At 70.0% G+C, this 14,450-nt stretch carries 10 protein-coding genes; 1 reads left to right on the top strand and 9 read right to left on the bottom strand.

Features of this window, described 5'->3' with window-relative positions:
- The 4 genes from LPC04_RS15720 to LPC04_RS15705 form a co-directional block, all read right to left on the bottom strand.
- The coding region (locus tag LPC04_RS15720) for an adenine nucleotide alpha hydrolase family protein (RefSeq protein WP_476748704.1) at nt 1-274 on the bottom strand (274 nt) is incomplete at its 3' end.
- Between the two features lie 12 nt (nt 275-286).
- Nucleotides 287-1,036 (bottom strand): electron transfer flavoprotein subunit beta/FixA family protein, encoded by a 750-nt coding sequence (locus tag LPC04_RS15715; RefSeq protein ID WP_275683194.1) that lies wholly within the window; start codon nt 1,034-1,036, stop codon nt 287-289.
- Nucleotides 1,033-2,688 (bottom strand): fatty acid--CoA ligase, encoded by a 1,656-nt coding sequence (locus tag LPC04_RS15710; protein WP_275683193.1) that lies wholly within the window; start codon nt 2,686-2,688, stop codon nt 1,033-1,035. The genes LPC04_RS15715 and LPC04_RS15710 overlap by 4 nt, the downstream gene beginning before the upstream one ends.
- Before the next feature lie 150 nt (nt 2,689-2,838).
- Entirely contained in the window at nt 2,839-4,455 is a 1,617-nt protein-coding gene (locus LPC04_RS15705; RefSeq protein WP_275683192.1) for an AMP-binding protein, read from the bottom strand.
- A gap of 235 nt (nt 4,456-4,690) precedes the next feature.
- On the opposite strand from LPC04_RS15705, the gene LPC04_RS15700 reads away from it, so the two are divergent.
- Nucleotides 4,691-7,423: a winged helix-turn-helix domain-containing protein gene (locus tag LPC04_RS15700; protein ID WP_275683191.1), complete on the top strand. Its 2,733-nt coding sequence runs from the start codon at nt 4,691-4,693 to the stop codon at nt 7,421-7,423.
- Nucleotides 7,424-7,459: 36 nt separating this feature from the next.
- On the opposite strand, the gene LPC04_RS15695 is transcribed toward LPC04_RS15700, so the two are convergent.
- The 5 genes from LPC04_RS15695 to mdtN form a co-directional block, all read right to left on the bottom strand.
- Entirely contained in the window at nt 7,460-9,067 is a 1,608-nt protein-coding gene (locus tag LPC04_RS15695) for a phospholipase D-like domain-containing protein (RefSeq protein WP_275683190.1), read from the bottom strand.
- 176 nt (nt 9,068-9,243) lie between these two features.
- Nucleotides 9,244-9,915: an MgtC/SapB family protein gene (locus LPC04_RS15690; RefSeq protein ID WP_275683189.1), complete on the bottom strand. Its 672-nt coding sequence runs from the start codon at nt 9,913-9,915 to the stop codon at nt 9,244-9,246.
- 58 nt (nt 9,916-9,973) lie between these two features.
- Nucleotides 9,974-11,509, bottom strand: a complete 1,536-nt coding sequence (locus tag LPC04_RS15685) for a TolC family protein (protein ID WP_275683188.1) — start codon at nt 11,507-11,509, stop codon at nt 9,974-9,976.
- The gene (locus LPC04_RS15680) at nt 11,496-13,400 is read right to left on the bottom strand and encodes an FUSC family protein (protein WP_275683187.1); all 1,905 of its coding nucleotides are present in this window, start codon (nt 13,398-13,400) and stop codon (nt 11,496-11,498) included. Before LPC04_RS15680 ends, LPC04_RS15685 begins: the two co-directional genes overlap by 14 nt.
- Nucleotides 13,393-14,448, bottom strand: coding sequence for a multidrug transporter subunit MdtN (mdtN, locus tag LPC04_RS15675; RefSeq protein WP_275683186.1), 1,056 nt, complete (start codon nt 14,446-14,448; stop codon nt 13,393-13,395). Before mdtN ends, LPC04_RS15680 begins: the two co-directional genes overlap by 8 nt.
- Between the last annotated feature and the right edge of the window lie 2 nt (nt 14,449-14,450).

Below are 14,450 nucleotides of genomic sequence, written 5' to 3'. Positions count from 1 at the left end.
TCGCGGGAAAGAAGATGTGGCTGTAGGCCGGGGCCACGGCCAGCACCTGCGCGGCAACGTTCTCGGCGAGCTGCTCAGTGAGCGACGCGCCGTCGGCGTGCAGCACCTTGGTGACGCCCGCGACGGCGGCGGCAGCGGTCGCGACGGCGCCGGCGTTCGAGCCAGCCACCAGCACGTGGACATCGCCACCGACCTGCGTCGCGGCGGTGATGGTGTTGAGCGTCGCGCCCTTGAGGGTCGCGTTGTCGTGTTCGGCAATGACGAGAGTGGTCATGTCGTTTGTCTCTTAGATGACTTTGGCTTCGTTCTTGAGCTTGGCGACCAGCGTCGCGACGTCGGGCACCTTCACGCCGGCACCGCGCTTGGGCGGTTCGCTGACCTTGAGCGTCTTGATGCGCGGCGCGACATCGACACCGAGCGCGTCCGGCTTGATCACTTCCAGCGGCTTCTTCTTCGCCTTCATGATGTTGGGCAGCGTGACGTAGCGCGGCTCGTTCAGGCGCAGGTCGGTCGTGACGATGGCGGGCAGCGTCAGCTTGAGCGTCTCGGAGCCGCCGTCGACTTCGCGCGACACGGTCACCGAGTCGGCGGTCAGTTCGACCTTCGACGCGAACGTGGCTTGCGGCAGGTCGGCGAGTGCGGCCAGCATCTGGCCCGTCTGGTTGCAGTCGTCGTCGATCGCCTGCTTGCCCAGGATCACCAGGCCCGGCTGCTCCTTGTCGACCAGCGCCTTGAGCAGCTTGGCCACGGCCAGCGGCTGCAGTTCGGCGTCGGTCTCGACGAGGATCGCGCGGTCGGCGCCGATGGCCATCGCGGTGCGCAGCGTCTCCTGGCACTGCGTGACGCCGCAAGAGACGGCGATGATCTCGCTGACGACGCCCTTTTCCTTCAGCCGCACGGCCTCTTCGACGGCGATCTCGTCGAACGGGTTCATGCTCATCTTGACGTTGGCGATGTCGACGCCGGTGCCGTCGGACTTCACGCGAACCTTCACGTTGTAGTCGACGACGCGTTTCACGGGCACGATCACTTTCATCGCTGGTCTCCTTGCAGGTCGTTCAGTTGCACACGCATCGATTTCTTGTCGAGCTTGCCGACGCTGGTTCGCGGCAGGGACTCGACGAAGACGACGCGCTCGGGCACGCCGTACTTCGAGATCAGGCCCTGCACGGCGAACTGGTGGAGGTGCGTCCTGAGCCCGGCCGCATCCGCGGCCTGGCCGGCCTTGAGCACCACCAGCGCCACAGGTCGCTCGGTCCACTTCGGATCGGGCATGCCGATCACCGCGGCTTCGGCCACGCTCGGGTGCCGCAGGATCAGTTCCTCGAGATCGAGCGACGAGACCCACTCGCCACCGGTCTTGATCACGTCCTTGAGGCGATCGGTGATCTTCACGTAGCCGTCGGCGTCGATGACCGCGATGTCGCCCGTGTGCAGCCATCCGCCGCGCCAGAGGTTCTCCGAACTCGCCGGGTCGTGCAGGTAGCCCTGCGTGAGCCACGGCGCGCGCACGACGAGTTCGCCGGCGCTCTTGCCGTCGTGCGGCACGTCGTTCATCTCGTCGTCGACGATGCGCAGGTCCACCAGCGCGATCGCGCGCCCGGTCTTGCAGCGGATCTCGACCTGGCGATCGACATCCTGGTCGAGCATGTGCGGCTGCAGCTGCGCCAATGCGAGCACCGGCCCGGTCTCCGACATGCCATAGCCGCCGAAGATGTCCACGCCCTGGTCGACGGCCTGCCGGGCCAGCGACTGCATCAGGGCGGCGCCGCCGATGATGACCGTCCATTCCGACAGGTCGACGTCGCGAGCAGCGGCGCCATCGAGCACCATCTGCAGGATCGTCGGCACGCAATGCGAGAAGGTCACGCGTTCGCGCTCCAGCAGATCCACGAGACGCTCGCTCGCGTAGCGCCCCGGATAGACCTGCTTGGCGCCGAGCATCGTCGCGACGTACGGCAGGCCCCACGCATGGACATGGAACATGGGCGTGATCGGCATGTAGACGTCGCCCGCGTTGAACCGGCCCTGACCCGGGCCGCCCAGCGCGTCCCGCACCGCCAGCGTGTGCAGCACGAGCTGGCGATGGCTGAAATAGACGCCCTTGGGCAGCCCTGTCGTGCCGGTCGTGTAGAAAGTCGTGGCGCGCGTGTTCTCGTCGAGTTCGGGGAAATCGAATTCCGGCTCGGCGGTGTCCAGCAGGCGCTCGTATTCGGCGACGAATTCGAGCGCGGTCTGCAGCGGCGCGCCGATGTCGTCGAGCAGCACGAGACGCTTGCCGGCGTCCACGCGGCTCCAGATCTGCTCGAGCACCGGCACGAACTCGGCGTTGACCAGGATGACGTCGTCCCGCGCGTGGTTGATCGTGTGGAGGATCTGCTCCGGCGAGAGGCGCACGTTGATCGTGTGCAGCACGGCGCCCATCATCGGCACCGCGAAGAAGCACTCGAGGTAGCGATGGGTGTCCCAGTCCATGACGGCCACGGTGTCGCCGGCCTGGACGCCCAGCGCCGCCAGCCCGGACGCGAGCCTGCCCACGCGCGCGCCGAATTCGCGATAGCTCAGGCGCCGCTTGTCGGCGTACACGATCTCCTGCTCCGGAGCGCGGCGGAGGCCGGCCTCGAGCAGCCGCCGGATGAGCAGGTGGCTGTGCGCGGAAGACGTCGAAAGAGGAGTTGCTGCGGTCATTTGACGATTCGGTAGGGACTGCGGGTCGCCCTGTCACCAGCGGCGTTCGGAGGGGATGGATCGACTTTGCGGCGCGACGCGCGGCGGGTCGCCTATCGAAAGTTGGGATCGCCGGCCGTGAGCGCGGCGGCGACGCGGACGGGGCAGCGCCTAGGCAGGCCGCTCCGTGAACACGCGGTGCGGCTGGGCCTCGAAGGCCTCGATGAGAAGGCGCTCCTGCGGCTTCTCCGACGCCGTCTTGGGGATCTGCTCCAGCACCTGGATGCAGCGGGGGACGAGGTTCGCGTCGAGCCGCCGGCGACAGGCCTGGAACAGCCCCTGCGCATCGAAGCCCGCGCGATCCTTCGGCACCACGGCGGCCACCGGATCCTTCTCGCCGGGCACGCCGGAACGGGCCGGCACGCCGTAGACGTGGACGTCGTCCACGCCGGCACATTCGGCGATGGCCTTCTCCACGAACGCCGGGTCGATGAAGTCGCCGTTGCAGCGGATGCCGCCGCCCTGGCGGTGCTGGAAGAAGAGCCAGCCGTCGGCGTCCTCGATGACCACGTCGCCCGTGCGCAGCCAGCCGCCTTCCGTCTTCTTCGCCGAGGCCTGCGGGTCGCCGAGATACTCGACCTTGGACGGCGAGCCGTCGGCGGGCCGGAACAGCAGCTCGCCGGGTTCGCCGCGGCGCACGTCCTGGTTCTGCTCGTCGACGACGCGGTACGCCAGCGACGGGATCGCCTTGCCGATGCTGCCGATCGGGCCCACGCCGATGGGGTTGACGCACAGGCCGCCCTCGGCCGCGTCGTAGAACTCCAGCACCTGCACGCCGAAGCGCCTCTCGAAGTCGTTCCAGATCGCCTGCGGCATCCCGGCCGAGACGACGAAGCGCACCGGGTTGTCGGCGTCGCGATCGTCGGGCGGCTCGGCATAGACGGCCGTCGTCATGCCGCCGAGCAGGCTGAAGCTCGTGCACCCGTAGCGGCGCGTGATGTCCCACAGGCGCGACTTGGTGAAGCGGCGCGACAGCACGCAGCGCATGCCCGCGGCGATCGACGCGCCGAGCGTCACCAGCTGCGCGTTGGCATGCGTCAGCGAGAGGCCCGAATAGGGGCGGTCGTCCGACCAGTAGCCGAAGACGCGCGAGCTGAGCATGGCTGTCTCGCAGTAGCGCCGGTGCGTCATCACGATGCCCTTCGGATCGCCCGTCGTGCCCGACGTGTAGATCAGTTGCATCGGCGATTCGGCCGCCACGCGCGCGAGCTCGAACGACCCGGGCGACGTGCCCGCAAGCCGCGCGTAGGAGACGGCCCCCTGCGCCTCGAGCTGGGCGCAGGTCGAGCGGCCCTCGGCGGTGGACAGCCCCACGATCCACTTCAGGTTCGCAAGCCGGCCACGGATCGCCAGGACCTGGCCCAGGGCATAGTCGGCCGCCACGACGCCGACGCAGTTCGCGTCCGCCAGCATGCGGGCCAGCCGGTCGTCCTTCGTGCGAGGATCGATCGGCACGAACACGGCGCCGGTCATGGCCGCCGCCACCATGGCCTCGACGAACTCGGCGTGGTTGGCCATCAGCAGGCCGAAGCGATCGCCCTGCCGCAGGCCCAGCGTGCGCAGGCCGGCGCCCAGGCGGCGCCCGGCGTCCCACAGCTGCGCGAAGGTGCGGACTTCGTCGGGCCGCTGGCCACCGCCCTCGATCGTGAGGACGTCCAGGTCGGGATGCGAGGACGCCCGGTTGCCGACGAGGCCCGCGAACGTCAGCTCGGAATATCGGCTGCCCACGGCTCACCCCTGTCTCCTTGCGATGGGCCGACTCTGAGCCGGGGAGCCCGCCGTCGCCCCTATCGGAAGTTCGGACTTGAGCGAACTACGGGAAAACGCGGATGCTCGTCGGCCGGTCGGCGCGCGGCCGTCGGGATCGCGCCGTCGAGCTCGACCAGCCCGGCGAATTCCCAGGGTGCGCACTATCTCGCGCGCCGGACGCGAGGCGTAGCATCGACCGGGGAGACATGACGCGATGACCGCAGAGACGCTCGAGGCACCGGTCCACGAATCCAGGCTGTATCCGGCGGCGGGGACGAGCAGGCCATTGCCGCGGCCCGCGCTCGATTCGTCGAGCGAAGTGCTGGACGGCGCCTACCCCGTGGTCGTGCTCGCGGCGCCGGCAGGCTACGGCAAGTCGACCCTGATGGCCCAGTGGCACGGGCGCCTTTGCGAGCGCAGGGTCGCGTGCGCCTGGCTGTCCCTCGACGAGGACGACAACGACAAGGTGCGCTTCGTGCAGCACCTCGTCGCCGCGATCCGGACCGTGCAGGCGCGCGTCGGCGGCAGCGCCCTCGCGCAGGTCGCCGGCGACTTCACCGGAGGCGCCAAGCCCTTGCTGGAAGCGATCGCGGACGACCTCGCGCGCGTGCACGGGCGCCTTGTCCTGTTCCTCGACGACCTCCAGTTCATCCGCCAGCCGGAGGTCGTCGAGATCGTCGACTGGCTCGCGAACTACGCGCCGCGAAACATCCAGTTCGTGATCGGCAGCCGGGAGGAGCCTGGCATTCGCGTCGCGGGGCTGCGCGTGCGGCGGCAGCTGTTCGAGATCGGCATCAAGCGCATGCAGTTCGGGCTGGAAGAGGCGTCGATGTTCTACCGCAGCCGCCTGGGGCGCGACCTGCCCGCGCGGGACCTGCAGCAACTGATGTCGAAGACCGAGGGCTGGCCGGCCGCGCTCGAACTCGCGGCGATGGCGCTCGACGGCGTCTCGGACCAGGCCGGCATGATCGAGCAGTTCGCCGGCACGGACACGAGCGTGGTCGACTACCTGGGCGAGGTCATCCTGTCCCGCGTCGACGAGCGCACGCGTTCGTTCGTCTCCCGGATCTCGCAATTCGACCGCATCAGCGCGCCGCTCGCACGGGCAATCGCACGCGACGACGACGTCGAGGCGCTGCTCGGCACCCTCCGCTCGCGCCACCTGTTCCTGATCCCGCTCGATCGCTCGGGCACGTGGGCGCGCTTCCATCACCTCGTCGGCGAATTCTTCCGCGAGCGATATCGCCGCGTCGCGCCCGCCGAGGCCCGGGCCTGTCTCGTCCTGGGCGCCGCCTGGTTGCACGACAACGGGCATATCGAGGACGCGATCAACTGCGCCATCCGCGCACGGGACTGGGAAACGGCGACGAGGTGGGTCGCGGACAACGTCGAGGAACTGGCCTTCCGGCGCGGCTATCACCAGACCGTCCTGCGCTGGATGAACGCGCTGCCCGGGGAGTGGGTGGATCGATACCCCGTCATCCGCATCCAGTACGCGTTCTCGCTGTCGTTCTATCCGCGCCGCCAGGAGTACGAGGCCCAGGTCCATCGTCTCGAACGGCTGCTGCGGCGGATGGAGGCCGACCCGGGCTCCGATGCGAAGCTGGTCGAGGAACTGCGTTGCGCGGTCGAATTGCAGGACGCCATGTCGCTCGCGCTGCGCGACGAGGGCCGGCGCGGCGGCGAGCGCGCGGCCGCGTGGCTGCAGCGATGGCCCGAGGCGCCGCTGCAGCACAAGGGCGTGATGGGCAACGTGCTGGCGTTCGGCCACAAGTCCAGCGGCGCGATCGGCGACGGCCTCGACGTCGTGGGGCAGACACGCCGCTGGCTGGAGCAGGGCGAAGGCCATTACGCGCTCGCGTGGACGGCGTATGTCGAGGCCGTGCTTCACCTGAAGCGCGGCACCTACCTCGAGGCGCGGCGCGCCTGCCTGAACGGGCTCGAGCAGGTCGACAGCAAGCTCCACGGCCATCCCGCGCATGCCAGCCTGCTGCACACGCTGCTCGCGGGCATCGCCTACGAGTTCGACGAGATCGATTCGGCGAGCGAGCACATCGAGCGCGCCATGACCAGCGTCGACGAATACGGGCCCGCGGACGCCGTGATCGTCGCCTACCTGACGCGATCGCGCCTGCAGTTGCTGCGGCAGGATCCGGACGGCGCCCGGGCCATTCTTCGCGAGGGCCAGGAACTTGGCGAACGGCGCGGCTTGCCGCGCGTGACCGTCACGCTCGCCGCCGAGGAATGCACGTGCCTCGGGCGGGCGGGTCAGTTCGAGGAGGCCCGGATCGTGGCGGCACGCTTCGGCTTCGACGAACTGCCTTCGCAGGACGGCGCCTCCAGCCTGGGGCGGGACAAGGCGTTCCGGGCTTCGTCGCGCTTCGTGCTTCGACAGGCTCCGCAACTCGTGGCACAGGCGCTGGGCGGTGCGATCGAGCGCAGCCGGCAAAAGGGCCTGTTCCACCGATCGGCGGAGTTGCTGTTGCTGCGCGCGCTGGCCCACGACCACGAGGGCGAGCGCGGGCTCGCGTCGGAGGACTTGCTGAAGGCGCTCACGATCGCATCCCCGAGAGGCTACCTGCGCCTGTTCCTGGACGACGCGAGGGTCCTTCGTCCGCTCCTCGATCGCCTCGGGCCCGACCAGACGCGCGGCACGGAAGCGGCGCCGCTGGCACGGCGGCTCCAGCAGCTGATGCGCGACGCCAACGCCCGCGCGATCGAGCCGGGCGACGACGTCGGGACCGCCGCCGAGGAGCTCACGAAACGCGAAGTGGCGATCCTCAAGCGCCTCGAGTCGGGCATGAGCAACCGGGAGATCGCCGAGTCGATCTTCATTTCGGAGGGGACGCTCAAATGGCATCTCCACAACATCTACGGCAAGCTCGACGTCAAGAACAGGGCCGGCGCGATGGTGCGCGCACGCGGGCTGGGCATCCTCGCCGGCTAGCGCCGAGCGCGTTCCGCGGCGCGATGATCGGCCGGGTCAGAGAAGGCTCTGCGAAATGAACGGTGCGAGGAAGAAGATCTCGAGCCGCGTGCCGAGCCCGACTTCCGGCTCGCTGTCGTAGACCACGTCGGATCCGTTCTCGACCGCGACCCATTGCACGTCCTCTCCGTCCGGCCCGAGGCGCAGGTGATACGTCCCGTTGCTGCGGATCCCGGCAAGGACTTTCGTGACGTCCTGCGCGAGCTCCGGAGAATGGACGAACATTCCCATCTCGGTGTTCTCCCGCGAGGACCGCAGGTCCATGTTCATGGAGCCCACGAAGGTCGTCCTGCCGTCCATCACCACGATCTTCGCGTGCGAACGTCCGATCGATGCGCCGAGCACCTTGCCGACATCGGAGTTGGAGCGCAGCTGCCTCGAGCTGACCTCGTAGATGTCGACCCCCATCTTCAGCATGCGCACGCGATATCGCGCATACGCCGCGCTCGCGAGCGGCTCGTCGTTCGCGCTCAGCGTGTTGGTGATGAGCGTCACCTTGACGCCGCGATCGCGCGTGTCCTGCAGCGCCTTCATCCCGACCTCACCCGGCACGAAGTACGGCGATACGAGGAGTACCTCGGACTGCGATCTCGAGATCGCCTCGAGTACCCGGGAGGTGACCGTCGACCTGTCGCCGCCCTGCTCCGCCTTGCCGGAGACCTTCTCCGGATCGTCCGCGAACGCCTCGATCTCTCCATGCAGCATGGGCAGCGGCGGCGAGTCGACGTCGACACTGAATGGACTGAACCCGAGCGCGTCCGGCTGCGCCGGGGGCGGCTCGGCGAACTCGCCGCCCGGCCGGGTGGCCTCCTCGAAGGCCTTCCGGCGCGCCTCGAGATCATCGCTTCCGTGATCCAGGACTTCGAGCGGATAGACGCGCGGACTGTTCCAGTAGGTGTCGTAGACGGCCTGCAGCTGCGACACCGCGGCGCCGGCGACCAGGAGATCGAAGTCGATGAAGTTCCCGCTGCGGCTCTGGAAGAAGTACTCGTCCGCGATGTTCCTGCCGCCGGCCACGGCGAAGGCACCGTCGGCGATGAACAGCTTGTTGTGCATCCGATGGTTGAGCCGGGCGAAGTCCGCGATGGCGAACGCCCATTTGGTCGCGCTGAACGCGCGCGCCGTCGGGAACGGGTTGAACACCTTGATCTGGACGTTCGGCGTCGCCGCCAAGTTCAGGAGCAGCGTCTCGCTGCTGTCCGTGTAGAGATCGTCGACCAGGATCCGCACGCGCACGCCGCGCTGGGCGGCGTCGCGCACGGCGCGAAGAAGCGTCCTGCCCGTGTAGTCGTTCTGCAGCAGGTAGTACTGGACGTCGAGACTGCGTACCGCGTGCTTGGCCAGCGCCAGCCTCGTGTCCATCGAGACGCGGCTGAACGGCATCGGACGAAAGCTCGAGCTTCCCTCGGAGGAGATGCTGGACGACGCAACCTGCGCCAGCGGGTCGCCCGGCACCGCGGGAAGGGAGAACGCCTCGGCCTTCACCGGCGGAGGCAGCGATGCGCACGCTGCCATCCCCAAGGCGACCGCGCCGAGCATCAGGATGCGCGCGAAGCGCAGCCACGGCGCCGGGCCTGCTTCCGGATCTCCGGCCTTGTTGCTCATCGCTGCAAGCCGTTCGTGGGTTCAGGCATGGAAACTTTCATTGGGCATCCGATATCTCCGCGTGCTCGGCCCTGCATTCGAGGACGATCGTACGGACTGCCGCATCGCGTCGCCACGCCACGAAGGGCAAGGGGCGATCACCCACCTTGGTGGTAGTCATCGTGGCGACACAATGTTCACGCCCGGCTCGAATGCGTGACGGTGAATTCCTCGACATCCGGCATCTCCGACAGCTCGCGGACGATGCGGTTCATGGCTTCGGCGCTCGTGCCCGAGTCCCCGAAGATCAGGCACTGGAGTTCGAAGCGGCCGTTGCTGCGGGTGATGCTGAGCGTGTCGGGGGGCACCTGGAGGCCGCGCTCGACGAGGTAGCGATGGATCTCCGAGGAGTCCGGGCGATACCCTTCCCGGAAGCGCACGTTGCCCACCATGACCGCCCGGGCGGGCAGGCGATGTTCGAACCGCGGCACCACGGACAGGCTGACCACGATCAGCGCGGTCAGGCCCACGGCGGCGAGATGGAAGTCCACGCCGACCAGGATCCCGATCGCCGAGGAGGCCCAGATCGACGCGGCCGTCGTCAGGCCGCGCACGTTGAGGCCGGTCTGCATGATGATGCCCGCGCCCAGGAAGCCGATGCCGGTGAGGATCGAACCGATCACGCGCGTCGGGTCGCCGGCGCCGTTCTCGTGCGACGTGCTGCCGTACCACAGCGCGGGGTAGCCCGCGAGCAGCGTGACGGCGCACGAGGTCGCGCAGACGAGGCAGTAGACCTGGGTGCCCGAGGCCCGGCCGTTGAAGTAGCGCTCGTAGCCGACCAGCCACCCCAGCGCCAGGGCGCCGGCCATGTGGGCCACCATCGACAGGCCGGCCAGGTGCAGGTCTTGGTTCAGGATCGGCCTCGCGTCAGGGGGGCGCGGCGCCGAGCGCGCCGGTCGCGAAGGCCAGCGTGGCCGCCGCGGAGAGTGCGGCACTGTGCGCATCGATGGCCGCCTCCTGCGCCTGCAGCAGCTGCGTGGCCGCGAGCGTGACGGCCGTCGTCGTGCCGACGCCATGGCCATAGGCATCGAAGGCGGCATCGAAGTTGATGCGGGCGGCGTCCACCAGCGCCTGCGCGGCTTCGTTCGCCTCGAGACTGGTCTCCAGCGCGTTCTGCGCCATCACGATCTGGCGCACCGCCTCGTCGCGCACGCGCTCCGACTGGGCCGTCGCGGCGTCCGCCGCGGCGCGCGCCTGGCCCAGCGTCGACTTGCGCAGGCCCGCGTCATAGAGCGGCACGGTCACCCCCAGCAGGACCGTCGATCCCCAGTGTCCGCCCGAGAGATTGAACGTGCCCGACTGCTGGCCGACGGGCGGCACGGCGGTGACGTCGAGGCGGCCCGAGGCATGGGCGCCGGTCGCGGACATGAAGACCTTGGGCTTGAAGTCGGCCTCGGCCGCGCGCGCGGCCGCCTCGCTGGCCTTCTCGGCCGCGTACGCGCCGAGGACGTCCGGCCTGCGCGAGATGGCATCGGAGACGATGCGCTCGATCGGCTGCAGGGAGGCCTTCGACAGCGGGCGCCCGGAGACGTCGGCCACGTCGAACCGGGCGAGCGGCGAGATGCCCATCGCCGTGACCAGCGCCAGCATCGCGTCCTGCGCCCGGCCGCGTGCCTGCACGTCGCCCAGGCGCGCCTGGGCCGTGGCCTGGCGGGCCTGCGCCAGGTCGATAGCCGTTCCGACGCCGTGTCGATAGCGCTCGTCGGCGGCGGCCTCGATCTGCTGCGCGTTCTTCAAGGATGCGGCGGCGATCGCGACGCGCGCGCGCGCCGCATCGTTCGCATAGAACGCGAGACAGACCTCGTGGATGACCCGCTGGTGCGCCGCGGTGAAGGCGATGTTCGACGCGATGGACGCCTGCTGCGCCGACTCGACGATCGCCTCGCGCTGGCCGAAGTCGAACACCAGCCATTCCAGCGACAGCGCGGCGATCGTGCCCGAGGACGAGGTCGAGGCGTCGGCGCCGACATCGCCGCCGGACTGGCTGCCGCGCGTCGAGCGCACGCCGCCGATCACGCTCGCGGTCACGTGCGGCAGGTAGGTGCTCTCGGCGATGCCTTCGGCGAGCGCCGCGCGGCGTGCATCGTCCCAGGCGATGCGGGTCTCCGGGTGGCTGGACTGCGCGATGTCGATCAGCTCGGCGAGCGTGTAAGCGTGCTGCGGGTCGATAGCCGACGGGGGCGGCACGACGCTGGCAAGCGTGCGGTTCGGCGGCAGGACGTATGACGAACCGGCTGGGTCATTCGCGGGCTGTTGCCGGCCGCCGACGATCGCGCCATCCGGCCCCGTGGCTGGCCGCCAGGGTTGGCCGGGACTCGCGGGCATCGTGTCGATCGCCGGCGTGCCGCATGCGGCCATGGCGAGCGCCGACATCAACGCGCCCCACGACTCAAGCCGCCGCATGCGACACCTCGCGTTCCAGGGCGCGCAGGCGCTCGTCGACCAGCGCGTGCAACGCATCCCCGTCAGCGAACGCGGTGGCCGGCGCTTCCGCGCCGACCTCGCCGTTCGCGAGGCGCTCGATGCGCCGCCCGATGTCGTCGGGCAGGCTCGAGCCCGTCTCCGTGGCGAGCAGCAGCGGCGTGCCCAGCGCATCGACCCCGGCGGCCATCGCGCGGTGGTGATCCAGCCAGCCCGCCGCGGGACGCACGGCGGCGGGCTCGTAGCGCGCGAGATCGAGATCGTTCGCCATCGCGTCGAGCGCGGCCTGCGCCTCCGCCGCAAGCCGCCGCCGCGTCGACTCGGGCTCCGGACGAAGCATCCCGGCCAGATGCCTCAGCGCCGCGGCCAGGTTCGCCTCCACCCGCCCCGCGACGCTCACCGGCCAGCAATGCGCCGACACGACATAGACCACGGCATTGCCGAACAGGATGCCGATGATCCGGTCGCGCGCGATGGTCAGGTCGAACGCCGGGCCGGTACCCTGCACCACGCACAGGAGGAACGCGAACGCCATCTGGAAGCCCGCATAGGCGATGCGCGGGCTGCCCGCGGCGATCCAGGCGGCGACCAGCGTGCCCACGAAGACGATGCCCATGAGCGCCTCGATCGACGTGAACGACGGCACGACGAAGACCATCGCCGACACGCCGAGCGCGGCGCCGATCAGGCAGCCGCCGATGCGCAGCACGAGCTTCTCGACGCTGTCGGCAAGCGTGCCCAGCGACACGATGTAGCAGGTGATCAGGCAGGTGTGGATGCCCGGCCAGTCGAGCAGCGAATAGGCGATGTAGCAGGCCATCGCCGCGGCCGTCGTCTTCAGGGCGAAGTGCACGTGCTCGGGATTCGTGAAGGCGTCGCGTGCCAGGAAGCCCGACGCCGGCGGCGCGGGCGCCGGCACCGCCGGTATCGCTGGCGGCGCGGGTTCGGCGAAGCGGGCGACGGCGCCGCGCAGCGTCGCGAAGGCGGCACGGGCCAGTGGATGCAGCGACGCCTCCGGCGCCGCGGGGGCTTCGACGTCCACGGGATAGCCGCCGCGGGCGAGGATGTCGGCCATGTCGTCGAGCGTGCGCGCCAGCGCCTCGCGCAACGGCGCGGGCAGCAGCGTCGCGGGACGGCAGGCGAGATGCTGCACGGCCGCCATCGCCGCGATGGTGGCGTCCGCGGCCTGGCGCAGCGCCGCGATGTCGGCCATCGGCGACGTGCGTTCCGCGCTGGCGAGCTTGAGCCGCGAGGCGACTTCCTCGTCGCCCTCGCGTCGCGCGGACGCCAGCTCGGGCCAGCGCTGCGGCTCGCGCAGCACGCGGCCCGCGAGGCGCAGCCGCTCGGCCAGCGTCTGCTGCACGAGCTTGCGGGGCGACGGCCCCACGAGCAGGTTCACGGCGATCGAGACACCCGCCGGGATCCCGACGAACAGCCACGCATAGAGCACGCCGCGGGTCGCCAGCTCGCCGCCGGGCACCGCTCCCAGCTCGTCCAGCGCGAAGGCCATGATCAGCGCGATGCTGCCGGCGACGGGGCGCAGCTTGCTCGCGGAGACGAGGAACAGCAGCGCGAACGAGATGGCCGCCATGCTCGCGACGCGCGCCGGCGGGTCGTTGACGACCGCCTGGGCGACAAGCACCGTGAGGCCGAGGACGATCGTGACGACCAGGGTCATCGCGACGGACAGCAGCACGCTGGTCGCGCGATCGGGTCGATTGAGGAAGAAGGCGAGGTAGGCGGTGAGCGCCGGATCGGGCGTCTCGTAGGTCTGCGCCAGGAGCGTCACCAGCGCGCAGATCAGCGCCAGGCGCACGGCGAGGTCGAGTCGTCCCGGCGCGTCGACGAACAGCAGGCGCAGGCGCTCAGTCATGGTGCGCCCGGCAGGCGGCGCCGTGGCGCACCTGCACCTCCGCGCTCGCGCCCAGCCGGACCAGGGCCTGTGGAGGCTCCTCGAGCCGGATGCGCACGGGGAAGCGATGCGCGACGTGCACCCAGTTGACCGACGGCTTGACGTAGGGCACCGACCGCGGCACCTCGATGCGGTCGTCGTCCAGCACGCCCCACCCCAGTCCGGTCACCACGCCCTTGATCGGCCGCCGCGGATCGATCATCGAGTAGACCGTCGCGCAGTCGCCGATCGCCACCGCGTGCAACTCGGTCTCGCGCAGGTTCGCGACGGCGAACCACTCCTCGGTGTTGACCAGCGTGAATACCGCCTGCGAAGGCAGCACCATCTCGCCCGTCGACACCGTCAGGCCGACGACGCGACCGTCGTGCGTCGCGCGCACGGTCGTGTCGTCGAGGGCACGCTGTGCGTTGGCGAGCGCCGCCTTCGCGGCCCCGACGCCCGCCTCCGCCGCCGCCACCGTGTCGATCGCGCGCCGCGCCGCGCGTTCCTGTTCCTGCGCCTGCGACAGCGAGGTCGCCGCGTCGCGATGGGCGACCTGCGCCTGGTCGAGCTGCTGCTGCGCGACGTAGCCCTTGTCGGTCAGCGGCTTCAACCGGTCTTCGGTGCGCGCCGTCAGGCCGAGATTCGTCTCGGCGCGCCGCGCCTGGTCCCCCGCGACGGCGGCGGTCGAGCGCTGGGTGGATACAAGCCTGCGCTGGGTCTCGAGCGTCGCGCGCGCCAGGTCGAGATTGGCGGCAGCCTGCTCCAGCGCGAGCCGGTAGGGCACCGGGTCGATCTGGAACAGCAGCGCGCCCTTGCGCACCAGGTCGTTCTCGCGCACCGGCAGTTCGAGGATGCGGCCGCCGACCGCCGCGGCCACGTGGACGACGTCGGCGTCGATGGCGGAGTCGTCGGTCGACGGCAGCCGCGTGGACACGAGGGCGAACACGATCCCGCAACCCGCCGCAATGATGACGAGCGAGGCGATCAGCATGCGCGGACGCGGCCTGGCCTTTCCTTGCATCTGCATCT

Origin of the sequence: Scleromatobacter humisilvae (assembly GCF_023231945.1) — a bacterium.
Lineage (GTDB): Bacteria > Pseudomonadota > Gammaproteobacteria > Burkholderiales > Burkholderiaceae_C > Scleromatobacter > Scleromatobacter humisilvae.
The sequence above is the reverse complement of the archived record's forward strand: the minus strand, read 5'-3'. Positions and strand labels throughout refer to the sequence as shown.